Annotated in this window: 20 protein-coding genes; 13 read left to right on the top strand and 7 right to left on the bottom strand. The window is 64.9% G+C overall.

Annotated elements, in window-relative coordinates:
- Nucleotides 1-278 precede the first annotated feature (278 nt).
- The 10 genes from hpf (at nt 279) to A5766_RS12535 (ending at nt 13,889) form a co-directional block, all read left to right on the top strand.
- Nucleotides 279-1,046 carry a ribosome hibernation-promoting factor, HPF/YfiA family gene (hpf, locus tag A5766_RS12580; RefSeq protein ID WP_005208007.1) on the top strand — a complete coding sequence of 256 codons (768 nt, stop codon included), beginning with the start codon at nt 279-281 and terminating at the stop codon, nt 1,044-1,046.
- A 134-nt stretch (nt 1,047-1,180) separates the two neighbouring features.
- Nucleotides 1,181-4,042, top strand: coding sequence for a preprotein translocase subunit SecA (gene secA, locus A5766_RS12575; RefSeq protein WP_064904954.1), 2,862 nt, complete (start codon nt 1,181-1,183; stop codon nt 4,040-4,042).
- Nucleotides 4,043-4,095: 53 nt separating this feature from the next.
- On the top strand, nt 4,096-4,704 hold the full coding sequence (locus A5766_RS12570; protein ID WP_005208009.1) for an Rv3235 family protein: 609 nt from the start codon (nt 4,096-4,098) through the stop codon (nt 4,702-4,704).
- A gap of 86 nt (nt 4,705-4,790) precedes the next feature.
- Nucleotides 4,791-6,263 (top strand): wax ester/triacylglycerol synthase family O-acyltransferase, encoded by a 1,473-nt coding sequence (locus A5766_RS12565; RefSeq protein ID WP_005208010.1) that lies wholly within the window; start codon nt 4,791-4,793, stop codon nt 6,261-6,263.
- Between the two features lie 111 nt (nt 6,264-6,374).
- Entirely contained in the window at nt 6,375-6,941 is a 567-nt protein-coding gene (locus A5766_RS12560; protein WP_005208011.1) for a DUF6912 family protein, read from the top strand.
- 201 nt (nt 6,942-7,142) lie between these two features.
- Entirely contained in the window at nt 7,143-8,267 is a 1,125-nt protein-coding gene (locus tag A5766_RS12555; RefSeq protein ID WP_005208012.1) for a ferredoxin reductase, read from the top strand.
- Between the two features lie 135 nt (nt 8,268-8,402).
- Nucleotides 8,403-9,515, top strand: coding sequence for a GNAT family N-acetyltransferase (locus A5766_RS12550; RefSeq protein ID WP_064904952.1), 1,113 nt, complete (start codon nt 8,403-8,405; stop codon nt 9,513-9,515).
- 103 nt (nt 9,516-9,618) lie between these two features.
- Nucleotides 9,619-11,100 (top strand): hypothetical protein, encoded by a 1,482-nt coding sequence (locus tag A5766_RS12545; RefSeq protein ID WP_064862039.1) that lies wholly within the window; start codon nt 9,619-9,621, stop codon nt 11,098-11,100.
- Between the two features lie 156 nt (nt 11,101-11,256).
- The gene (locus A5766_RS12540) at nt 11,257-12,588 is read left to right on the top strand and encodes a fatty acid desaturase family protein (RefSeq protein WP_064862038.1); all 1,332 of its coding nucleotides are present in this window, start codon (nt 11,257-11,259) and stop codon (nt 12,586-12,588) included.
- An 89-nt stretch (nt 12,589-12,677) separates the two neighbouring features.
- Nucleotides 12,678-13,889 carry a fatty acid desaturase family protein gene (locus A5766_RS12535; protein WP_064904951.1) on the top strand — a complete coding sequence of 404 codons (1,212 nt, stop codon included), beginning with the start codon at nt 12,678-12,680 and terminating at the stop codon, nt 13,887-13,889.
- Between the two features lie 54 nt (nt 13,890-13,943).
- Here the strand turns inward: A5766_RS12535 and A5766_RS12530 are convergent, their stop codons facing one another.
- Nucleotides 13,944-14,693 (bottom strand): YoaK family protein, encoded by a 750-nt coding sequence (locus A5766_RS12530; protein ID WP_064862036.1) that lies wholly within the window; start codon nt 14,691-14,693, stop codon nt 13,944-13,946.
- A 12-nt stretch (nt 14,694-14,705) separates the two neighbouring features.
- The gene (locus A5766_RS12525; protein WP_064904969.1) at nt 14,706-16,019 is read right to left on the bottom strand and encodes an MFS transporter; all 1,314 of its coding nucleotides are present in this window, start codon (nt 16,017-16,019) and stop codon (nt 14,706-14,708) included.
- 104 nt (nt 16,020-16,123) lie between these two features.
- Here A5766_RS12525 and A5766_RS12520 point away from each other — a divergent pair, with 104 nt between their 5' ends.
- Complete coding sequence (locus A5766_RS12520) at nt 16,124-17,014, top strand: LysR family transcriptional regulator (protein ID WP_231894632.1); 891 nt, start codon at nt 16,124-16,126, stop codon at nt 17,012-17,014.
- A 66-nt stretch (nt 17,015-17,080) separates the two neighbouring features.
- Here A5766_RS12520 and rsgA read toward each other — a convergent pair whose 3' ends face one another.
- The 4 genes from rsgA to A5766_RS12500 all read right to left on the bottom strand — a co-directional run bounded on the left by rsgA (nt 17,081) and on the right by A5766_RS12500 (nt 20,188).
- Nucleotides 17,081-18,115: a ribosome small subunit-dependent GTPase A gene (gene rsgA / locus A5766_RS12515; RefSeq protein WP_064862034.1), complete on the bottom strand. Its 1,035-nt coding sequence runs from the start codon at nt 18,113-18,115 to the stop codon at nt 17,081-17,083.
- Between the two features lie 49 nt (nt 18,116-18,164).
- The gene (aroA, locus tag A5766_RS12510) at nt 18,165-19,430 is read right to left on the bottom strand and encodes a 3-phosphoshikimate 1-carboxyvinyltransferase (RefSeq protein ID WP_064904950.1); all 1,266 of its coding nucleotides are present in this window, start codon (nt 19,428-19,430) and stop codon (nt 18,165-18,167) included.
- Between the two features lie 44 nt (nt 19,431-19,474).
- Nucleotides 19,475-19,861, bottom strand: coding sequence for a VOC family protein (locus A5766_RS12505; protein ID WP_064862032.1), 387 nt, complete (start codon nt 19,859-19,861; stop codon nt 19,475-19,477).
- Between the two features lie 105 nt (nt 19,862-19,966).
- Complete coding sequence (locus A5766_RS12500) at nt 19,967-20,188, bottom strand: hypothetical protein (RefSeq protein ID WP_064904949.1); 222 nt, start codon at nt 20,186-20,188, stop codon at nt 19,967-19,969.
- 68 nt (nt 20,189-20,256) lie between these two features.
- On the opposite strand from A5766_RS12500, the gene A5766_RS12495 reads away from it, so the two are divergent.
- Entirely contained in the window at nt 20,257-20,595 is a 339-nt protein-coding gene (locus A5766_RS12495) for a DUF2200 domain-containing protein (protein WP_064865058.1), read from the top strand.
- A gap of 33 nt (nt 20,596-20,628) precedes the next feature.
- On the opposite strand, the gene A5766_RS12490 is transcribed toward A5766_RS12495, so the two are convergent.
- Nucleotides 20,629-22,329 carry a nucleobase:cation symporter-2 family protein gene (locus A5766_RS12490; protein WP_064904947.1) on the bottom strand — a complete coding sequence of 567 codons (1,701 nt, stop codon included), beginning with the start codon at nt 22,327-22,329 and terminating at the stop codon, nt 20,629-20,631.
- A gap of 78 nt (nt 22,330-22,407) precedes the next feature.
- On the opposite strand from A5766_RS12490, the gene A5766_RS12485 reads away from it, so the two are divergent.
- Entirely contained in the window at nt 22,408-22,917 is a 510-nt protein-coding gene (locus tag A5766_RS12485; protein ID WP_197501446.1) for an NUDIX domain-containing protein, read from the top strand.
- Nucleotides 22,918-23,090 lie beyond the last annotated feature (173 nt).

Raw genomic sequence — 23,090 nt, 5'->3', positions numbered from 1 at the left:
GATGGCTAACAGGCAAACTTCCGACTACGGTCGAGGTTGCAGAAGGTAGCCGAGTCCCGGTACGGGAGGTGAAGCCCCTGACACTGGTTGTCAACCGCCGGTTGGCATGAATGAGTCGCCATTTCCTGACCTCAGTTGCCGCGAATCGTCTGGTGCTTCACGTAAGTCACAGCGGGTTCTCCTTGCGCACAACGGCTTTCGGGCTCTACAGACCTCGATGGGTTCCGTAGATCTTTCGACGAGATCGGGTGGTGGTAGCACACCCAGGAGGTAGTCGAATGTCGCAAGTCGTCCATCGCAAGGGTCGGCGTGAATCAAAGGTCGGTGCCACCACCGACGAGTACGACGCAGAATTCGCTTTTGTGCGGCCCCCCGGAACAGTCGAGTCCGACGAGCCGGCCGAACCGAACGCCACGGTCGTCTTCGCCGGGCGCAATGTCGAGATACCCGAGCACTACCAGATCTACGTCCGCGACAAGCTCGCGCGACTCGAGAGGTTCGACCTCAACGTCTACCGATTCGACGTCGAACTCAATCACGAACGCAATCCGCGGCAGTCCAAGGCGTGCCAGCAGGTGGAGATCACGGCCACCGGCAAGGGGCCTGTCGTCCGTGCGCAGGCATGCGCGGAAAACTTCTACGCCGCGCTCGAGGCCACTCTCGACAAGGTCGAGTCCCGATTGCGTCGGGTGAAAGACCGCAAACGCGTGCACTACGGCAACCGTCGGCCGCTCTCGGTGGCCGAGGCGACCGAGGTGGGGGCACCGCCACTGCGAGTCGACCAACTAACCGTCGACGAACTCCCCGGTGACCCCGGCACCGTCGACGGTGCACAAACCTGGGACGACGGCGTCGATGACCACACACCAGGACAGATCGTCCGCGTGAAGGAACACCCAGCCGTCCCGATGACCGTCGACGACGCCCTCTACGAAATGGAACTGGTCGGACACGATTTCTTCCTGTTCCACGACAAGGAAACCGATCAGGCTTCGGTGGTCTACCGCCGCCACGCCTTCGACTACGGACTGATTCGGCTCGTCTGATCGACAGCCACGGGGCACCGATCAGGCTCCCTTCAGGCGACGTCGGTACCATGGAATACGGCCTGCGTTCATGCACTCGCATGCACAGGCCGTATTTCGTGAGTAGTCGACATGAGTAAGGGACTCGATCCACGGTGCTGAACAAGCTGCTGCGCGTCGGCGAAGGCCGCATGGTCAAGCGACTCGATGCGATCGCATCGCACGTCGAGGCGTTGGAAGACGAGATCGCGTCGCTGTCCGACGACGAACTGCAGGCCAAGACCGGCGAGTTCAAGGATCGGATCGCCGAGGGCGAGACGCTCGACGAAGTGCTGCCCGAGGCCTTCGCGGTCGCTCGCGAGGCCGCGTGGCGCGTTCTCGACCAGAAGCACTTCCACGTGCAGATCATGGGTGGCGCCGCGCTGCACTACGGCAACATCGCCGAGATGAAGACCGGTGAGGGCAAGACCCTGACCTGTGTGCTGCCCGCCTACCTCAATGCGCTGTCCGGCGACGGCGTGCACGTCGTCACCGTCAACGACTACCTGGCAAAGCGCGACTCCGAGTGGATGGGACGCGTCCACCGCTTCCTAGGTCTCGAGACCGCGGTGATCCTGACCGGGATGACTCCCGAGCAGCGCAAGGTCGCCTACGCCGCCGACATCACCTACGGCACCAACAACGAGTTCGGCTTCGACTACCTGCGCGACAACATGGCGCATGCACTCGAGGATCTCGTGCAGCGTGGCCACAACTTCGCCGTCGTCGACGAGGTCGACTCGATCCTGGTCGATGAGGCGAGGACACCGCTGATCATCTCGGGTCCCGCCGAGGGATCGAGCAAGTGGTACACCGAGTTCGCGCGTATCGCGCCGCTGCTCGAGCGTGACGTCCACTACGAGGTCGACATCAAGAAGAAGACGATCGGCGTGCACGAGGCGGGCGTCGAATTCGTCGAGGATCAGCTCGGCATCGACAACCTCTACGAGGCCGCCAACTCGTCGCTGGTCAGCTATCTGAACAACGCGATCAAGGTCAAGGAACTCTTCCACCGCGACAAGGACTACATCGTCCGCAACGGTGAGGTGCTCATCGTCGACGAGTTCACCGGTCGCGTGCTCGACGGCCGTCGCTTCAACGAGGGTCTGCACCAGGCGATCGAGGCCAAAGAGGGCGTCGAGATCAAGGCGGAGAACCAGACACTCGCCACGATCACGCTCCAGAACTACTTCCGTCTGTACGACAAGCTCTCGGGCATGACGGGTACCGCGGAGACCGAGGCCGCGGAGTTCGACCAGATCTACAAGCTCGGCGTGCTCCCGATCCCGACCAACAAGCCGATGGTCCGCAAGGATCAGGGCGATCTGATTTACAAGACGGAAGAGGCGAAGTTCGCCGCCGTCGTCGACGACATCACCGAGCGCCACCAGGCGGGTCAGCCGGTTCTGATCGGTACGACGAGCGTCGAACGGTCGGAGTACCTGTCGCGTCAGCTCGCCAAGCGCGACATCCCGCACACCGTGCTCAACGCCAAGTTCCACGAGCAGGAAGCGCAGATCGTCGCAGAGGCCGGTCGACCCGCAGCGGTCACGGTCGCCACCAACATGGCCGGTCGCGGTACCGACGTCGTGCTCGGCGGTAACCCCGACATCATCGCCGACACCCGCCTGCGCAAAGCCGGACTCGATCCGGTCAACACCCCCGACGAGTACGAGGAGGCGTGGGAAGAGGCGATCACCGTCGCGCGCCGCGAGGCCGCGGAGGAAGCCGACGCCGTGCGCGATGCGGGCGGTCTGTACGTGCTCGGTACCGAGCGTCACGAATCCCGTCGAATCGACAACCAGTTGCGCGGACGTTCCGGCCGCCAGGGCGATCCGGGCGAGTCACGGTTCTACCTCTCGCTCGGCGACGAACTCATGCGACGCTTCAACGGCGCGGCCCTCGAGACGATCATGAACCGCGTCAACCTGCCCGACGACGTCCCGATCGAGGCGAAGATGGTCACCAAGGCCATCCGCAGCGCGCAGACCCAGGTCGAGCAGCAGAACTTCGAGGTCCGCAAGAACGTCCTCAAGTACGACGAGGTGATGAACGAGCAGCGCAAGGTCATCTACGCCGAGCGTCGCACCATCCTCGAGGGCACCGAGCATCGCGAGCAGATCATGCAGATGATCGCCGAGGTCGTCGGCGCGTATGTCGACGGCGCGACCGAGGAGGGTTACGCCGAGGACTGGGACATCGACGAGCTGTGGACCGCTCTGCGTGCGCTCTATCCGATCGAGCTGGACCCGCGAGAAGTGGTGGGCGAGAACGAGTTCGGTGAGCGCGACGACATCTCGGCCGACGAACTCAAAGAGATCCTCGTCGACGACGCGCAGAAGGCGTACGAGAAGCGCGAGGAGGAGATCACCGCGATCGGCGGCGAGGATGCCATGCGGCAGCTCGAACGCACGATCCTGCTCAGTGTTCTCGACCGCAAGTGGCGCGATCACCTCTACGAGATGGACTACCTCCGCGAGGGCATCCACCTGCGCTCCATGGCCCAGCGTGACCCGGTGGTCGAGTACCAGCGCGAGGGCTACGACATGTTCGTCGGGATGCTCGAGGGCCTCAAGGAGGAGACCCTCCAGTATCTGTACAACGTGCAGGTGCAGGCCGAGCCCGCTCCCACTGTCACACCCGCTTCCGCTGCGGCGACTGCAGCCGCGGCCGCCGCCCGTCAGCCCGCGATGGCAGGTGCGGCGGCGTCCGGTAACGGGGCATCGCAGAATGGCGCGTCGGGCAACAGCGAGGCACCGGCCGCATTGCGTGCTGTCGGCGTCGACGCCGAGTCCGACGTCCCGATGACGTACTCCGGGCCCGACGAGGACGGTGGCACGTCCGTGCACTCGGAGGAAGAGGAACTCGACGATCCGGCACTCGTGGCCGCGTCGCGTCGGGAGCGTCGGGCCGCCGCGCGTGCCAGCGGAAAACGCGAGGGCGCGAAGCCGCCGAAGTCCAAGCGACGTCGACGCTGAAAATTCTCTGACGTTCATGGAACCGGACGTACCTCGCGTGCGTCCGAGTTTCCATGACCAACACCTACACTGATCAGCCGTCGCATATCGAAGCGAGTCCGGCGTCGAGTCGTATCCGGATAGTGCCCGCGCCCGACTACGAGACGCGCGGGTCCCTGACCGGCTCGACGCGTGACGAGAGGTCCGCTGCCGCCCCCGCTCGCCGCGCGCCGGAGATGCCGGGCGCCAGTACCCGCACCGCGGCTCGTGCGACTTCCCGCACTGGTTCCGGCGCAACCGCCATTGCGGCGCGGGACTTCTCGGTCGGCACGCTCACGATGATCTTCGAGGTCATCGCGCGCCGCAGGCCCGCATCGCATCTGCAGCATCGGGTCGGAATCCAGGTCGACGACCAGATCGACGCCCTCGCGCGGGCCGGGGCGGCGGGCCACGACATGTGCATCCCCACCGTTCGACGCGTCCACGTCCAGATGTGCGACGCGGGATCGGCAGAGATCTTCGGGACGTACTCGCGGCAGGGCAGGTCGCGGGCGTTCGCGGGGCGTATCGAACGCGTGCCGTGCCGGGTTCGCGTAGCTGGGCAGGCGGCTCGTGGTCGCTACAGTCCGGTGGCGACCCGCGTCGAGTATCGCTGGCAGCTGGTCGTCCTGACACTCGGATGACTACGTTCGCGGGGCGCGCCCATGCGATGCGGCGGGTATCGCCATCGCGATGTCGGCGACGGTGTCCGCGGCGCTAGGATCATCGCGTGGCGAACCGGCTGTCTCCGCGCGAGGCGATCTCCTACTTCCTCGACGGCGCAGGTGTCACCAATCACCTCGGTGCCGTCATCGTCTTTCCCGGAACCAACGGCAAGAAGCGTTCCGCGGCAAAGGATCTCGCGACCAGTCGGACACGCGGAAAGAAGTCGGAACCACCCGTCCTCGACTATCCGGCGCTGGTGCGGCTCGTCGAGAACCGACTGCAACTCGTGCCGCGGTATCGGAAGGTGGTCCTGGAGGTCACCCTCGGGCTGGCCCGTCCGGTCTGGGCCGACGACCCCGACTTCGACATCAATTTCCACATCCGCCGATCGGGCCTGCCGTCGCCGGGAACGATGGCCGATCTCGAAGATCTCGTCTCCCGCGTGATGTCGCGGCCCCTCGACCGCAGCCGACCGCTGTGGGAGATGTATCTGATCGAGGGACTCGAGGACGGCGGGTTCGCGATCCTGACGAAGTCGCATCGCTGTCTGATCGACGGCGGTGGCGCCGAGATGAGCGAGCTGATCTGCGACGACGAACCCGACGTCGCCGCACTGCCCGTGGATGTCTGGATGCCCGGGCCCCCACCCGGTTCGGCGTCGTTGGCGGTCAGTGCGCTGGCCGAGGCGTTGGCGCGCCCGGGAGAGCTGATTGATTCGGTCATCGGTGGCAACGGATTGCTCGGTGAGGCGAAGTCCGTGGTGGTGGGTACGGTCCGCCGCGCAGGACGCCTGGTGCAGCAGCTCACGGATTCGGCACCGTCGAGCCTGTTGAACGCGCCCGGGTCGTCGACCCGCACGTTTGTCTCGGCGTCGGTGCCACGGCGCGATGTCGCGAAGATCGCCGAACGCAACGAATGCACCGTCAACGACGTCGAGCTCGCGATCATCACGGGTGCGATGCGCCATTGGCTGCTGTCCATCGACGCGGAGGGTCGGTTCGGCGACACCGTGCGGGCGGTGCTTCCGCTCGGCGCGCGACAGTCCGGGGTACTTGCGCACGAGGAGTCACCCGAGACGTGGATCGTCACCGACGAGCCGCGGTTTGTCACCGACCTCCCGGTTGGGGAGTCCAATCCGCTGGTCCGACTCGCTCAGGTCGCGGGGCTGGCCAATCGCTATGCGCAGTCGTCACGACGCGTCTCACCGTCGACGCAGCCGTTGCTGAGCGAGCTGGGTGTCATACCGTTCGCGGAACTCAGTTCGCGCGCGTTCCGGTCACTCGACCGCCGCGGGTACAACGTGCCGGTCGCGATGAACACCGTGCCGATTCCGCCCCAGTACGTCTCGGGCCACAAGGTGTCCAACCTGTTCGTCGTACCCGGCCTGGTCGCCGGACGCGCGTTGTCTGTCGGCGTGTGCGAGTATGCGGGGTCGATCGAGTTCGGGTTCACCGCCGATCGTGGTGTGATCGACGACCCTTCGCTCATCGGCGACTACGTCCGCGAGTCGTACGAGGAACTCGCCGACGCCCACTAGTGTTGGCAGCGGAATCCAGGTAAATGGGTGGAATCCAGGTAAAGCACGGATTCCATTAAAAGCGCGTGAATCCAGGTAACACGCTGAGGATGTCGTAGGAGGAAACACGCGGTGAGGGTCTACTTTCCGGCGACGCTGACCATGCTGCTCGAACTCGACGAGACCGGGGAGTTCCGCCCGGTCGGCGGGACGGGTTTCGCACTCACTCCGGCGTTGCGCGAGTCGTACTTCTCCGGTGACGACGAGGAGTTGGCGGAGGCGGCGATCCGCGAGGCCGCGCGTGCGTCGCTGCGTCTGCTGGCCGGTGAAGCCCCCGAGCCGGGCGACCCCGACGCGGAGGCCGACCTCGAAGCCGACGAGGCGACTGCCAAGCCCGGCGACACACCCCGCCTACCGCCTCGTCGTGCCGTGGTTGCCGCCGACGTCGACGGAGCCACACTGCGTCCCGACCTCGACGACGCCGTCGTGAAGGTCTCCGGTCCGATCGCGAAGTCGGCGATCGCGTCTGTGCTGGTCGACGGCGCCGATGCCGAAAGTGCTGTCCGTAACGCCGTCGTGGTCATCGACGCCGCGGACATGGGCGACCTGGACGCCGAACTCGCCGTCGGCGACGTCGAAGACCACGACCTGGGGTGGTACGCGACCCAGGAGCTACCGTTCCTCCTCGAACTGCTCTGAGGCTTTTGGACTGCTCTGAGGCTTTTGGACTGCTCTGGGGCTTTTGAACTGCTCTGGGGCTCTGAACTGCTCTGGGGCTGTCCCGGAGTCCACTCATTCCCTAACCTACGGTTCCGTAGGTTAAAGTTGTCGCGTGAGGTCTTCGGGGCCCCGATTGCGGGCTCCGTCCAACATGCGGTCGCACGACGAGGAGTGGGAACGGTGAACCTGCGGGAGCTGCGGGAACGGTTTGAAGAGCCGGTGTCGGGGGTGGCAGCGCGTAGTCGTGGGGCTCGGTGGGCACGCGCTGCGGTCGCGCGGATCACCACGCCGCTGTTGCCCGACGACTATCTCCACCTGGCCAATCCGCTCTGGTCGGCGCGTGAACTGCGCGGCCAGGTGGTGTCGGTGACTCCGGAAACCGACGACTCCGCCACCATCCGTATCAAGCCGGGGTGGGGATTCACGCTCGACTACGCGCCCGGGCAGTACATCGGAATCGGAGTGCTCGTCGAGGGGCGTTGGACGTGGCGGTCGTACTCGTTGACCTCGGTGCCGGATCTGACGCGCACCGAGGGCACCATCGCGATCACGGTCAAGGCCATGCCCGAGGGTTTCCTGTCGACGCACCTGGTCAAGGGACTTGAGCCGGGTACAGTCGTGCGATTGGCCGCGCCCAAGGGTGAGTTCGTTCTGCCCGAGCCACTGCCGGGCAAAGTGCTTTTCCTGACCGCTGGCAGCGGACTGACCCCGATCATCTCGATGCTGCGCATGATGCGCCATCGCGGACAGTCGACAGACGTGCGCGTGGTGCACTCGGTGCCGACGCCCGACGATCTGCTGTTTGCCGACGAACTCGTCGAGATGGAGAAGAGCGGACTCATCGACCTGCACGTGCAGTACACGAGGGCCGACGGCAAGGTCACCGCACATTCGCTCGACGAGCTCAGCCCCGACTGGCGGACACGCGAAACGTGGGCGTGTGGGCCGGGCGGTTTCTTGGAAATGGTCGAAGCGGCGTTCATCGATGCAGATGCCTCCGATCGCCTGCACATCGAGCGATTCGCTCTCGAGCGTGGCGCGGTCGGCGCGCAGGGCGGGACCGTCACCTTCGGACGCACGGGGCAGACCGCGGAGGTGGACGGCGCGACAACCCTGCTCGAAGCGGGGGAGCAGGCCGGTGTGTTGATGCCGTTCGGATGCCGCATGGGCATCTGTCAGAGCTGCGTGGTCATGCTCGACAAGGGGTGCGTGCGCGATCTTCGATCCGGCGACGAGCATGTCGCGGGCGAACGAATACAGACCTGCGTGAGCGCTGCCGCGGGTGACTGCACACTCGATGTATGACGAATCGCCGAAATCCTCGGCGAATGCGCAGCTCACGAGCGTTTCGGGCGCCTCGGCGCCTGTGTTCCCCGTCGCCGGGTTGGTCGACGCGTTAGGCTCTGTGGGCGAGGCTGTCGACCACGGAGGTGGATCCGCGTGCGAGCTGAACTGATTGAACTGACCGCGACGAGTGATGTCCCGATGCTGACCGATGGCACCATCACTCTGCGGGCACATCAGACCGACGACGTCGATCGCATCGTCGGATATGCCACCGATCCCCTGACGATGCGATGGGCCAAGATGCCATCGCCGTACGGTCGATCCGACGCCGAGCGGTTCATCATCAATGCACTGCAGGGATGGCGTAACGGGACGTCGATGATCTGGGCCATCGAGCACGACGGCCGGTTCGCCGGAAGTATCGATCTCCGTGGGCCCGGCCGGATCGTCGACATCGGTTTCGGGTTGCATCCCGATGCTCGCGGTGAAGGCCTCGTGCGGCGCGCGATGGTGTTGGCGATGCAGTACGCCGTCGACAACCGCGACGTCGAGGTCGTGCGCTGGGAGGCCGCCGAGGGCAACCTCACCAGTCTGCGCGCTGCGCACGCCGCGGGATTCACTCTGGTCGGTCGGCTTCCCGACTGGCTCGAGATGAACAGCGGCGTCGTCGACGCCTGGTGCGGCAAGTGGCACGCCGGCGAGAGTTTCGAACCCAAGACCGTCTGGCACGCAACGACTTTCGAAACCGAGCGGTTCCGCCTGCGGCCCCTGGAGGCCAAGGACGACGAGCGCATTCGAGAGACGCTCGACGACCCGATCTCGCGCAAGTACCTGTTCGGCAGGCCCGACCCGCTGACCGTCGAACATGCCGCGGCCGAGCGCACCAGGAAGTGGTGGACCGCTGCGCGAGGGGAGACCTGCACCTGGGCCGTCGCCGACAAGGAAACGGACCACTATCTCGCAGACATCTCGCTGTTCAAGATCGATCCGGTGGTCGGCGCCGAGATCGGCTTCTACACGCATCCCGAGGCGCGTGGTGCCGGCGTGCTCGGCGAGGCGTTCCCCGCGTCGGTGCGGCACAGCTTCGACGTCCTCGGTCTGCGCAGGCTGACGATGTTCGCGGCCGACTCCAACGAGGGCAGCAAACGCCTTGCGCTGCGCGCGGGCTTCAACGAGTTCGGCACCCAGCCGCTTGCCGCGAGCTCGGCGGGCAAGATCGAGGATCTACTCGGGTACGAACTGCTCGCCGACGCAGGCGATCACTAGCGCCTCTGTCCCCGAAAGCTGGGGCTTTTTGGTGGGTGGCCAAACCGGGACAATGGGATAAACGCAGCGGACCTGCCGCCACGCTCCGAATTCGGGAGAACCAATGGCATCCCAGAACAGTGCAGGTGCCGTAGCGGTGGCGAACGTCGACCTCTGCATCGTCGGCGCGGGAGTAGCGGGCTTGAATGCTCTCGCCGTGGCAACCGAATACCTCGACGCGGGCGCTCGGGCGGCTCTCGTCGATCGTCGTCCGGATGCGGGTGGTATGTGGAACGACACGTATTCCTATGTCCGGCTTCATCAGCCATATGAGTTCTTCACCGCCGGCGACATCGCCTGGAGGCTGCGTCGTGCGCCCGACTACCTTGCGACCAAGCCAGAGGTCCTCGATCACCTGCGGTACTGCCGCGACGTTCTCGCGGAACGAGTCGCGCTCGACGAGTACTACGGATGGACGATGGACCGATTCGATGAACACGCAGACGGCGTGCGCGTCCATCTCAGCGACCCCGCGGGTGGGAAACTCGTCCTCGACACGCCGATCCTGATCAACGCGTACGGATTCAACGTGACTCCCAATCAGCCTCTCGCGCTGAGCAGTTCGCAGGTGAAGTCGGTCTCGCCCGACTTCTTCGACTTCTCCGAGAATGACTTCACCGACACCAATACGCCGGTCTGGATCATTGGCGGCGGCAAGACCGCCATGGACACCGCCTATCTGATCACCACCAGAAATCCCGGACGTGAAGTGCATCTGGTGGCCGGTGCCGGGACGTTCTTCAACAATCGCGAGGCTGCTTTCCCAATCGGAATGCGCAGATGGTGGGCAGCCAAACCCGCCAGCCAGGTCTTCAGCTCGTTTGCCGACATGTACGACGGGACAAATGATCAGCAGGTGACCGCCGCCTACCGCGCGCGGTATGGAATCAGCCCGATGCCCGAGTCGCGTCGGTTCTTGAACGGCAACCTCTCACCATCTGAATGCGACGCCATCTCGGCTGCGCTCAGCGGCATTGTCACTGATTACCTTGTCGACGTCGTCGATCGAGATGGCATGCCGCAGCTGGTGTTCCGTAGTCATGAGGAGATTCCCGTCGTCCCGGGGAGTTGGGTCGTCAATTGCACCGGTTACATCCTGCGTGAGCGTTCAACCGACGATCCCTACGTTTCGGAGGGTGGTCGGGTGCTCACCATCAACTCCGGATCGGCGATCGTCCAGTTCTCCACCTACGCCGCCTATTTCCTCACCCACCTCGCCTTCCTGGGCAAGCTCGATTCGGTGCCGCTCTACCAAACCGATATCGGCGTGGTGGCGCGCCAACATTCACAGGCCGCGGTCGGTATCAGTTGCTGCCTTGCGATGTACAACATCGGGCTGATCGCCGACGAGGTCCCGCTCAAGGTCTTCACCAACTGCGGTGTCGACTTCGACAAGTGGGCTCCGATGCCGCTGCGGCTCGCGGCGTCGACCCGATTCATGCTCACCCATCGCCGCAAGCGTGAACAGTATCGCCGCGCGCTCGACATCGCGTCGCAACGGCTGGGATTCGCATGCGGGCCACTCGTCGGGGCGACTGCGTCCTGACCGTTGCGATCAACCTCACTGCCGTTCGCCACAGAACACCCCCCATTTGGTCTGGACAGCCCGATGCCCGTAACCTACGCTTACGTAAGTTACGGGAACGTAGGCGTAGCCGACTCTCCCGTCGCCCCTGACCATCCGCGACCAGTGAGGACGCCCATGGCGATCACCGACATCCCGGAGTACGCACATCTGAGCAAGGCTGACATCGAAGAACTCGGCCGTGAACTCGACAAGATCCGTGCCGAAATCGAGGCAGACCGAGGGGAGCGGGACGCGCGGTACCTGCGCAACACCATCCGCTTTCAACGCGGCCTCGAGTTGGTCGGCCGCGGACTGATCTTCGGTTCGACGCGTCGCTCGTGCTGGTGGGCGGGCGCGACGGCGCTCGGCGTCGCGAAGATCGTCGAGAACATGGAACTCGGCCACAACGTGATGCACGGGCAGTGGGATTGGATGAACGATCCCGAGGTGCATTCGACCACGTGGGAGTGGGACAACACCGACCCCTCGGCCCACTGGAAGCACACGCACAACTACATCCATCACAAGTACACCAACGTGCTCGGCATGGACGACGACGTGGGCTACGGACTGCTCCGCGTGACGCGCGACCAGCGGTGGCGTCCGTTCAACTACGGCAACCTCGTCTACAACACGCTGCTCGCGCTCTTCTTCCAGTGGGGAGTTGCCGCGCAGCACCTGGAGATCGGCAAGAAGCGTCGTACACCGGAGGCCAAAGCGCAGTTCCGCCGCGACCTAGCCGACGTCGGCAACAAGATCGGTCGCCAGGTCGGCAAGGATTACGTGATCTACCCCGGTCTTGCGGCTGCGGCAACCGCCGCGGTGACCAAGGGAGACGCCCGGGCGTCGGCTCGCGCGTTCGGCAAGGCAGCCACTGCGAACGCGCTGGGCAACGTCATCCGCAATGTGTGGAGTAACGCCGTGATCTTCTGCGGGCATTTTCCCGACGGTGCGGAGAAATTCACCAAGCAGGACGTCGACAGCGAGACGCAGGCCGAGTGGTATCTGCGACAGATGTTGGGATCGGCCAACTTTCGCTGCGGATTCCTGCTCGCTTTCATGAGCGGAAATCTCTCGTACCAGATCGAGCACCACATCTACCCCGACCTCCCGAGCAACCGGCTCGCCGAGATTGCCGTTCGCGTCCAGGCGCTCTGCGACAAGTACGACCTGCCCTACACGACGGGGTCGTTCCCGCTGCAGTACGCGAAGTCGTGGCGAACGATCGCCAAGCTGTCGTTGCCCGACAAGTACCTCAAGGCGACTGCCGACGACGCTCCCGAGACGGCGTCGGAGCGTCGATTCAAGACCGGACTCGACGAGGGGGTGCGCCTCGAGTCGGTGGTCGATCCGGTGAGTGGACGTCGACGCGGGCTGCGTAGTGCGATTCGGTCGCTGCGTGATCGGCGTCGAGGACGTGCGGCAGCGCCGACGGTGGTTACAGCACGTTCAACGCGCGCTGCCTGATCGTGAATACGGCGACCTCACGCTGCCTGCGGTTACTCGCGGGTAGGGTGGGTGTCGCACACACGCCGCGTGCGACATAATGGAGTGCAATGGCTATCACCGACATCAATGAATACGCACATCTGACTGACGCGGATGTCGAGGCCCTCGGCGCCGAGCTCGATGCTCTGCGACGAAAGATCGAGTCCGAACGCGGCGAGCGGGATGTGCGTTACCTGCGCAGGACCATCCTCGCGCAGCGCGCCCTCGAAGTTGCCGGTCGACTCGCGTTGTTCGGTTCGCATCGTCGTTCACTGTGGTTGCTCGGCACCGGTTCGCTGGCGTTGGCCAAGATCATCGAGAACATGGAGCTCGGCCACAATGTGATGCACGGGCAGTGGGACTGGATGAACGATCCCGAGGTGCACTCCACGACGTGGGAATGGGACATGGTGTGCGCGTCCCCGCACTGGAAGCACTCGCACAACTACGTCCATCACAAGTACACCAACGTGCTCGGCATGGACCACGACGTCGGTTACAAGGTCCTTCGGGTCACGCGGGACGAGCCGTGGGAACCGCGGCGCCTCCTCCAACCCTTCATGAACCTGTTTCTCGCGCTGACGTTCGAGTGGGGGATCGGGCTGCACGATCTCGATCTCAGCGAGTACCGCGCGGGCGAGCGTCCGCGTGAGGTCACGATTCCGAAACTCAAGCTGTTCGCGCGGAAGATCGGCAAGCAGGTGGGCAAGGACTTCGTTCTGTTCCCGGCACTGACCGGCCCCAACTTGATGCATACGCTCACGGCCAACCTCACCGCCAACGTGATCCGCAATCTGTGGGCCTACGTCGTGATCTTCTGTGGTCACTTCCCCGACGGCGCAGAGAAATTCACGGTCGACACCCTCGACGACGAGACGCCTGGCCAGTGGTACCTGCGGCAGATGCTCGGCTCCGCGAACTTCAACGCCGGCCCGGCGATGGCCTTCATGTCGGGCAATCTCTGCTACCAGATCGAGCATCACCTCTACCCGGATCTGCCGAGCAACCGCCTCGCCGACATCTCGGTGCGCGTGCGCGAACTCTGCGACAAGTACGACCTCCCCTATACGACGGGATCATTGTGGGTCCAGTACTTGAAGACGCTACGGACCATCAACAAACTCGCACTGCCCGACCGCTTCCTGCGTGATTCGGCCGACGACGCACCCGAGACCGCGTCGGAGCGACGCTTCGCCGGTCTCGACCAGGCGATGGGTCTCAAGACGGCTATCGAAGAGGTTCGCCGCAGGCGTCGGATGCGTCGCCGGGCGCGCCGCTAGTCACACGCTCGTCGGTGGTCACACGCTCGTCGGGTGGTCACACGAGAGCGTGGCTCATCGGCCGGCGGTGACCCAGTCGCTCGTCGATCGCGCGAGTCGTCGCGACACGAATGCCAGGCTGACGACGCAGACGGCCGCAACGGTCACTGCCCATGGTGCGAGGTCGTGGATCACGAGCACGCCGCCGACGACGGCTCCCGCGAACATGGTGGCGATCGACATCCCCCTGCGGCCGGCTCTGCTGCCGCTGCCGGTACCCACGCGGCTGTCCCCGAACACCCCTGTGATCGTCAGCGTGAGAACTGTCGTCGTGAGGTCGGGAACGGCGAGGCCGCGCGCGAGGGCGTTCTGCAGTCCCATCGCGGCGGAAACGAGTGCGATGAGCGTCGCCACGATTCCCGTGTGATAGGGATGCGGGAACGTCCACGCGACCACGCCCGCGACGATCATGAGTACGGCCTGGGTCGCGAGCGCGGTTCGCAACTGCTTGCCGCGATGCCCGTCGTGGATGCGTAGGATTCGTCCGCCAAGCGCGGCTCCACAGGCGAACGTCAGCAGCGACGTGATCGAAGCCCATGCTGCGAAGCCCGCGGCACCTGCCAAACCGAAAGCGAGGAAGACGACGTTTCCGGTCATGTTCGCCACGAACACTCTGCCGAGCGCGAGATAGCTGAAAGCGTCAACGACACCGGTCACGAAGGTCATGGCCAGCAACATCGCGGGCAGGGGGCCGTGCTTGCCCTGCGCCGGTGGAGCTATCGTTTGCCAAGCTTCGCGCGCGTGATTGCTGATGGTTGTCGCCATGTTGCCTCGCTCCTACCCGGCTTGTGTGTCTTGGCGTAGCCGTGCGTGTGCGGTCACTCCCTGTAGCGGATGGTTGCGCTCGCTGATTGCGAAGACGGCCCACAGTGCCATGCCGGCAATCGCCGTGCCTGCTCCGGCCGCGCACACCAGTACCCATCCACCGGCCTGGTATGCCCACGCGCCGAAGGCCGATCCGAGCACCCCGCCTGCGAAATAGGCGACCATGTAGGCGGTCGTCAAGCGGGATCGTGCTTCGTCGTCGAGCGAGTACACGGCGGCCTGGTTCGCGATCTGGACGCCTTGGACGCCGAAATCGAACACCAGCAGGGCGATGACCAGCACGATGACCTGGTGTGCTCCCCAATAGAGCAGAGCCCACCCCAGGAGTTCGATCGCCCACACGCCGTATTGGGTGTGGCGTAGATACCCGCGGTCGGCGAGTTTGCCGACGCGCGGCGCCGCCAACGCCCCGGCCACCCCGGCGAGTCCGAAGAGTCCGATCGCGGCGTCGGAGAAGTGGTACTGCGAGCCGTGTGCCCCTGCGAGCAGGAATGCGATGGCCGTCCACATGCCGCTGAAGGCGGCCATGTTCAGTCCGCCGAGAAGCATGCGGTGACGTAGGACCCCTTCGCTGCGAACCAGGGTGACGATGGACCACAGCACGCGGGGATAGCTCGTCGACGTGGCGCTGATCGCCGTGCGCGGGGCATACCACCACACCGCGGCCGCCATCGCCAGCTGGACCACTGCTGCGACGACCAGCACCGTGCGCCACCCGCCGACCTGCGCAACCAACCCGGCGAATACACGGGAGAACAGGATTCCGACAAGTAGTCCGCTCATCACCGTGCCGACGATTGCACCGCGCTCGCCCGGCGCGGCGACCGCTGCTGCCCACGGCACGACGACCTGCGCTGCTGACGCGGAGACACCCACCGCGAAGACCATCACCATCAGCACCGCGTAGGCCGGAGAGAAGGCCGCGATGGCCAGGCCGATGCAGGAGACGACGAGCAGTCCGCCGACCAGGATGCGTCGGCTGACGAAGTCTCCGAGCGGCACGACGAGTGCCAGACCGATGAGGTAGCCGACCTGAGTGACCGAGACGACGAGACCTGCGGCAGCGGTCGAGATGTGGAAATCGTCGCCGACCTCATGCAGTAGTGGCTGCAGGTAGTACAGGCAGCCTGCGGATGATCCCGCCGTGATCGCAAAGAGCAGCACTACCAGTCGACTCAACCGCGGCGTGACCGTCGACGGTGTCGCGGACGTTCCGGACGGGTTCGTCTCCGATGAGCTGGGTGAGGTGCGCTGTGGCGAAGTCATGAGTCCATGGTGAGCCGGATAGGCCATGCTGAAAAGCGATAGATTTCGATACGGACATCACCATCGTTGATGATTGATACGTTGCTGCGACCACCCTGCTGGAGATGCGAATGGAATTGCGTCAGCTCGAGTACTTTCTCGCGTGCTGTGACCAGGGAACTTTCACCGCGGCGGCGCGATCTCTGCACGTCGTGCAGTCCGCGGTGTCGACAGGAGTGGCGAAGCTCGAGCACGAACTCGGTGCAAAGCTCTTCGACCGGACGCGCACCGTGCTGGTGTTGACCGACGCCGGGCGGGCGGCGATGGCCCCGGCGCGGGAAGCGTTGCGCGCACGGGACGAGGTGCGTGACGCGATCGCCGGGATGCGAGGCGAGGTCCGTGGCGAGGTAGTGCTCGGAGCCCTCGTCAACGTCGCCACGATCAACCTCGCCGGGGCGTTCGAGGTGGTCCATCGCCGTCATCCGGGCATCTCAATCGCCATGCGGCAGAGTCCGCAGGGCAGCGCGGGCAACGTCCGGCATCTGCGCAATGGCTCCCTCGACCTGACGCTGCTGGGTGGTCGCGTACGCGATCTGTCGGGGATCACCTCGTACGCGTTGGCCGCCGAGCCGCTGGTACTGGTTACTCATCCCGACCACCGGCTTGCGCGCGCGGGACGTTTCGCCGCCGACGACCTCGCAGACGAGCGCGTCATCGACTACCCACCTGGTTGGGGAACCCGAACGATCATCGACGCCGAGATCCCGACGCGGCATTCGGTCATCGAGGTTGCCGATCAGGTCTTTGGAATTCAGTTGGCACGCAGTGGTTTTGGTGTGACAGCGGTTCCCGCCAGCGTTGCGGCCGATCAGTCCGGAGCCGGTATCGTCCCCTGTGTCGACCGGGATCTCACCTGGGTGATCTACGTAGCCCACTCGGCTACCAGAAGCCTGACAAGGCGGCGGGCGCCGTGCTGGATATCGTTCGAGAGGTATGCGGGCCGCCTGGGGATATGACAGCGTGACAGGTCGAAATGCGAAGGGCCGGTGCGACATTGCGCGCCGGAAACCTGACCGCGATGTTCAGTTCTCCCCGCTCTGCTTCGTCCCGGTCTCCTTTGTGTCGCTGACCGCCCGTAACAGGTGCCGCACCGCCATGGCGCGCCGGTGGGAGTGTCCGGTCAGCGAGTCCAGTGCGCACTCGGGGTCGGCGGGCGGTCCGAGGTGGGTGCACCCGCGCGGGCAGTTCTCGATCGCTTCGTGGAGATCGTCGAAGGCGTTCACGATGTCGTCGGCGCTGACGTGCGCCAGGCCGAACGAGCGGATACCCGGTGTGTCGATCACCCAGCCGCGCGGCTTGTCGTGGTCGCCCGGCAGTGGCAGTGCAACCGACTGCGTCGACGTATGGCGTCCCTTGCCGACGCCGCTGACGACCCCGGTTGCTCGTTCCGCTTCTGGGACAAGGCGATTCACCAACGTCGACTTTCCGACCCCCGAGTGTCCGATGAGCGCCGTGCGGTGATTGGTGAGTAATGCCAGCACGTCGTCGAGTGGATCGTCGCGCCCCGCACGCACAACCGGCAGGTCGAGGTCGGCGAATGCGGCAGCGAATTCGTCCGAGGAGGCGAGGTCGGTCTTGGTCAGACACAGGATCGGTGACAGCCCGCCGACGTACGCTGCCGCGAGCGCTCTTTCGACGAATCCGGTGCGTGGGGGAGGGTCGGCCATTGCTGTCACGATGAGGAGTTGATCGGCGTTCGCGACGACGATGCGCTCGTAGGGGTCGGTGTCATCGGCGGTGCGCCGCAATACAGTTCGACGCTCCGCCACCTTCACGATGCGTGCAAGGCTTCCGGAATCGCCGGAGAGATCGCCGACGAGCGATACGTCGTCGCCGACCACCACAGGTGTGCGGCCGAGTTCGCGGGCGCGCATCGCGACCACGCGTCGGTCGGGGTCTCCGTCGATCACGCAGCCCCAGCGGCCCCGGTCGACCGAGACGACCATCGCATGTTGCGCGTCGTCGTGTGTCGGTCTGGTCTTGGTGCGCGGTCGGCTGCCCTTGCCCGGACGAATCCGTACATCGGATTCGTCGTAGCTGCTCGCGCGGCGGCTCACCGGCGTCCTCCGTCAGGACACACTGTGAAAGCCTTTGCCGCGCGGTAGATCACGGATGTCCGACCATCTGCTGCCACATTCCGGGGAAGTCGGGCAACGTCTTCGACGTGGTCTCGATGTCGTCGACGGTGACGCTGGGGACCACAAGGCCGATGATCGCGCCTGCCGTGGCCATGCGGTGATCTGCATACGAATCCCATTGTCCGCCATGTAGCGGAGCCGGTCGGATGATGAGCCCGTCGTCGGTCTCGGACACATCACCACCGAGCTTGTTGATCTCGGTGGCGAGCGCGGCAAGCCTGTCGGTCTCGTGGCCGCGCAGGTGGGCGATCCCACTCAACAGGGATTCCCCATCGGCGAGCGCGCACACCGCGGCGATCGTCGGAGTCAGCTCGCCGATGTCGCGGAGGTTCCGGCTGATCCCGGTGAGTCGTTCTGGCCCGCGCACCGTCAGCACGCCGTCGGAAAGTTCTGCGGTGCAGCCCATCTCGGCGAGAATGTCGACGATCTGTGCACCCGGCTGTGTTGTTGTCGCGGGCCAACGCGGGATGCTGACCTCACCGCCGGTGACCGCGGCCGCCGCGAGAAACGCTGCGGCATTGGACAAGTCGGGTTCGACAGCGACGTCGACGGCTTTGATCACACTCGGGGGTACGCGCCAGGTATCGGGTTGTGACGTGTCGACGACGACCCCCGCGGTGGCGAGCATCTCGACGGTCATGTCGATGTGCGGCGTCGACGGCACCGGCGCTCCGACGTGTCGCACCGTGATCCCGTTGTCGAATCGCGCTGCGGCAAGCAGGAGTCCCGACACGAACTGCGACGACCCGGACGCATCGATCGTGACCGTGCCACCGTCGGCCGAGCCCGTGCCGTGCACCACGAACGGCAGGCTGTCGCCGTCGACGCCCACCCCGAGGTCGCGCAGAGCAGCGAGGATGGTGGTGAGTGGGCGCTGTCGGGCTTGTGGGTCGCCGTCGAATGCGACGTCGCCGGAGGCGAGCGCGGCCACCGGCGGCAGGAATCGCATGACTGTTCCGGCCAGGCCGCAGAACACCTCGCCCGCATGCAGCGGCCGAGGTTCGATGGAGACGGTCGTGGGATCGGCGGGGTCGACGCGGACTCCGACGCCGAGTTCGGTGAGCGCGGACAGCATGAGGTTGGTATCGCGACTGCGCAGGGTTCCGGTGATTGTCGACGGTCCGTCGGCCAGCGCGGCGAGTACCAGCGCGCGATTGGTGATGGACTTCGACCCGGGCAGGTCGACGGTGGCCTGAATATGGCGGTCGGCGAGGGGCGCAGTCCAGATGCTCATGCGTTCAGTCTCGCATGTCGTGCTTGCAGCGCCGGATGCCGAACTCAGCGGTTGTCCAACCGCAGCGGATGATCGGCAGGTACCTCGACGAGGATGAGGGTGCGTCCGTCCGGGTCGACGACGTGCATTTCGATGAGGCCCCACGGTTCGGTCAGCGTCTCCCTGCGGATGTCGACTCCCATTGCGCTCAGTTCGCGCTGGGTCGCGGCGACGTCGCGCACCTGAATCCACAGCGCGGCCCCGTTCGCGTGGCCGTCGGGCAGGTCGGTACTCATGTGGCCGGGTACTTCGATCAAGCCGTTGCCCGCGTGGAAGACCAGGCCGCCCGGGTACTCACGCGCGATCGCGAGATGAAGTTTGTGGCGGTAGAAGTGCTGAAGAGCCTCGGGATCACGCGACCGCAACAGGATGCGACTACTCAGGATCTCCATGTCTTCAGTATCTACACGGTTACGGACGAGTCGGACACCAGCCATCGCGGCGCGTCAGGACTTGCTGACGTGACCCGTTGTCATGGCACCGCCGGGCTGACGGCGTCACTGCCCCTCGGTGGTCCCGTCGCTGCCGCCGAGCGCGTGACCGCGATTGACGTCATTGCCGTGGCGGGCGGCCTCGTAGATGGCCTTCTCGCGGGCGATACGATCGGTCTCGCCGATCGGGGTGGCGTCGCCGAAAGCGAACGCCGACTCGTGAGGCTGCTCGTGTGGGATGTCGGGATCGTCGGGGTCGGGGCTGTCGGGATCGGGGCTGTCTGACATGCACCAACGATAGGACTCATCCGCTGGTGGCGCGGGGAGACGGCCCGGCGACCCGTTACCGTCGAGGAATGCGCCGCATCTTCACTACGAGCTTCGCCGACGTCTACCCGCTCTACGTCGCCAAAGTGGAGCGCAAGGGTCGCACCAAAGCCGAACTCGATCAGGTCATCTGCTGGCTCACGGGATTCGACGACGCCGCGCTCACCCGTCACATCGAGGACGGCACCACCTTCGCGGACTTCTTCGACGACGCGCAGCTCAACCCGCGCGCAGAACTCATCACCGGCGTCGTCTGCGGCAAGCGTGTCGAGGAGATCGACGACCCGCTCATGCGCAAGATCCGCTACCTCGACAAGCTGGTCGACGAACTCGCCAAGGGCAAGGCCATCGAGAAGGTGCTGCGGTAGTTCCAGCGTCCCCGCTGCTGGGCCCATCCCAGCTCAGGCCGGTGTGTCCTGTCCGCGGCTGGAGAACTTGCCGTCGGTGACGTCGTCCCACTTGTCGAACAGGCTCGTCACCTTCGGATCGCCGAGAGCCTTGATCTCGTCGCACAAATCCTTCGGTGCCGACGGGTTGGTGACGATGAACGGATGCAGCCCGGGGTCGTGGTCGGCCAGGATGCGTAGCGTCTGCGGACTCGTGTTCGGGTCCGCGGCGGCGAGTGCGTCGCGCGGATCGAATGCGGCCCCGCGCGGAGCGTCGGACCCCGAGATCCCGACGTTGTCGCCAGCGACGTCGATTTCACCGGTGTTGTGATAATCGACGGGATCGGTAGATGTGCTGCGCCAGTTGAAGACCAGGTTCAGCACGATGGCGCAGATGGCTCCCGCCGAGATTCCCGAGTGGAAGATGGTCTGGAACCAGTCGGGGAACTTGGCGTAGAGATCGAGCGCAACGGGAATCTTGTCGTCGTTGGTGTACGACAGGCTCGCCTCGGTGAGCATCGCGACGCCGATGGAGATCGCGACGACCAGGATGTTGGAGTTGTTGAACTTCACCTTGGTCAACGTCCGCACGCCGCTCGCGGCGACCATGCCGAACAGCGCCACGCCCGCACCACCGAGCACGGGCTGAGGAATGCCCTCGATGATCGCGGCCATCTTGGGAACCAGACCCAGGATCACCAGGATGACGCCCGCGCACGTTGCGACGTGGCGCGACTTGACGTTGGTGATCGCCACCAGCCCGACGTTCTGCGCGAACGCGGTGTACGGGAATGTGTTGAAGATGCCGCCAAGCACGGTGCCTGCACCGTCGGCGCGCATGCCGTCGGCCAGACGCTGCGGCGTGATCTTCTCGTCGACGATCTCACCGACGGCCACGATGTCGCCGGTCGTCTCGGTCATGATGACCAACGCGACGATGATCATCGCGATGATCGAGCTGACGTCGAAGCTGGGGAAGCCGAAGTAGAACGGTTCGGGCACGGCGAACCATGAGCTCGATCCGACGTGGCTCCAGTCGGTCATCCCGAACGGAATCGAGATGAGTGTTCCTGCGACGAGGCCGAGGAGGATCGAGACACGTTTGACCGCGGGTGGCCCGAATCGTTCGAGCAGGATGATGATCAGCAGCGTGAGGAAGCCGAAGGCGATGGACTTGGGAGCACCGAAGTCCTCACCCTTCGCGGTGCCACCGCCGAACCAACCTGCGGCGACACTCATCAGTGAGATACCGATGATCAAGATGATCGTGCCGGTCACCAGTGGTGGGAAGAATCTGATGAGCCGTCCGACGATGGGCGCCACGAGCATCATGAACAGGCCGCACGCGATCACCGAGCCATAGATCGCGGTGATGCCGTGGTTGAGGCCGATGGTGATCATCGGGCCGACGGCCGCGAACGTCACGCCCTGCATCAATGGGAGGCGCACTCCGAAGCGCCAGAATCCCACCGCCTGCACAATCGTGGCGATACCTGCGACGAAGAGGTCGGCCGTGATCAGGTGCACGATCTCGTCCGAGCGCATCTGCCCTGCGCCGACCATTGCCCCGCCGACGATCAACGGAACGGCTACCGCTCCCGCGTACATCGCCATCACGTGCTGTAGGCCCAGAGGGAACAGTCGCGCCAGCGGTGGGATGTCGTCGACCGCGCGGGCGGCCTTTCTGCCATGTTTGATCGTGTCGAGAACGGTCACGGATCATTGTTCTACTTATCGGACGTTTCGGACACGACGCGATCGTGTGACGTCCCTGTTTCCGCCAGAATATATTGCGTGGACACGCGCACTTCCCGACACAGTTTCGGGCTCCTGGTATTTCGACGGACCGGCGGGGCAGCTTCGATCGAAGGCGGCTCTTTCGGGGGAGTCGAGGTACTCATCGCGCACCCGGGTGGTCCGCTGTGGGCGCGCAAGGACGAGGGCGCGTGGTCGGTGCCCAAGGGGCTGCCGGAGGCCGACGAGTCTCCGCTCGACACGGCGCGCCGCGAGTTCGCCGAGGAGATCGGGCACGCCGCTCCTCGAGGCGAGGTCATCGAACTCGGTGACGTGCGCCAGAAAAGCGGCAAGGTCGTCACCGCCTTCGCTGTCGAGGGCGACGTCGACGTCGACACCGTCGTCAGCAACACGTTCGAGATGGTGTGGCCGCCGCGGTCGGGGTGTATGCAGACATTTCCCGAAGTCGATCGGGCGCAGTGGTGTGGCCTCGACGAGGCGCGCGTGAAGCTGAACCCCGCGCAGGCGGAGTTCGTCGATCGACTCGAATCGGCGCTCGGCAAGCAGTGAACCTCCACAACCAGTGAACCTCCACAACCACTGGACGCCGCCTTTCACCGTTCGCTGACAACCATTGTCGTTAAGGGTGTGGTGTCACTACGGTGGGTTGCATGACAGATCATGCGGCGGGTTTCAGGTTAATCGGCTTGTTCAATTCGATCGGAACCGATTTCGACGCCTTG

Origin of the sequence: Gordonia sp. 852002-51296_SCH5728562-b (assembly GCF_001665475.1) — a bacterium.
Lineage (GTDB): Bacteria > Actinomycetota > Actinomycetes > Mycobacteriales > Mycobacteriaceae > Gordonia > Gordonia sputi.
Note: the sequence above shows the minus strand (reverse complement) of the source record. Positions and strands in the feature narration are given on the sequence as shown.

Excerpts from the sequence above, each read along its gene's own strand:
- hpf (WP_005208007.1), top strand. The coding sequence starts at position 279 with ATGTCGCAAGTCGTCCATCGCAAGGGTCGGCGTGAATCAAAGGTCGGT.
- A5766_RS12570 (WP_005208009.1), top strand. The coding sequence starts at position 4,096 with ATGACCAACACCTACACTGATCAGCCGTCGCATATCGAAGCGAGTCCG.
- A5766_RS12545 (WP_064862039.1), top strand. The coding sequence starts at position 9,619 with ATGGCATCCCAGAACAGTGCAGGTGCCGTAGCGGTGGCGAACGTCGAC.
- A5766_RS12540 (WP_064862038.1), top strand. The coding sequence starts at position 11,257 with ATGGCGATCACCGACATCCCGGAGTACGCACATCTGAGCAAGGCTGAC.
- A5766_RS12535 (WP_064904951.1), top strand. The coding sequence starts at position 12,678 with ATGGCTATCACCGACATCAATGAATACGCACATCTGACTGACGCGGAT.
- A5766_RS12530 (WP_064862036.1), bottom strand. The coding sequence starts at position 14,693 with ATGGCGACAACCATCAGCAATCACGCGCGCGAAGCTTGGCAAACGATA.
- A5766_RS12525 (WP_064904969.1), bottom strand. The coding sequence starts at position 16,019 with ATGACTTCGCCACAGCGCACCTCACCCAGCTCATCGGAGACGAACCCG.
- A5766_RS12520 (WP_231894632.1), top strand. The coding sequence starts at position 16,124 with ATGCGAATGGAATTGCGTCAGCTCGAGTACTTTCTCGCGTGCTGTGAC.
- aroA (WP_064904950.1), bottom strand. The coding sequence starts at position 19,430 with ATGAGCATCTGGACTGCGCCCCTCGCCGACCGCCATATTCAGGCCACC.
- A5766_RS12505 (WP_064862032.1), bottom strand. The coding sequence starts at position 19,861 with ATGGAGATCCTGAGTAGTCGCATCCTGTTGCGGTCGCGTGATCCCGAG.
- A5766_RS12500 (WP_064904949.1), bottom strand. The coding sequence starts at position 20,188 with ATGTCAGACAGCCCCGATCCCGACAGCCCCGACCCCGACGATCCCGAC.
- A5766_RS12495 (WP_064865058.1), top strand. The coding sequence starts at position 20,257 with ATGCGCCGCATCTTCACTACGAGCTTCGCCGACGTCTACCCGCTCTAC.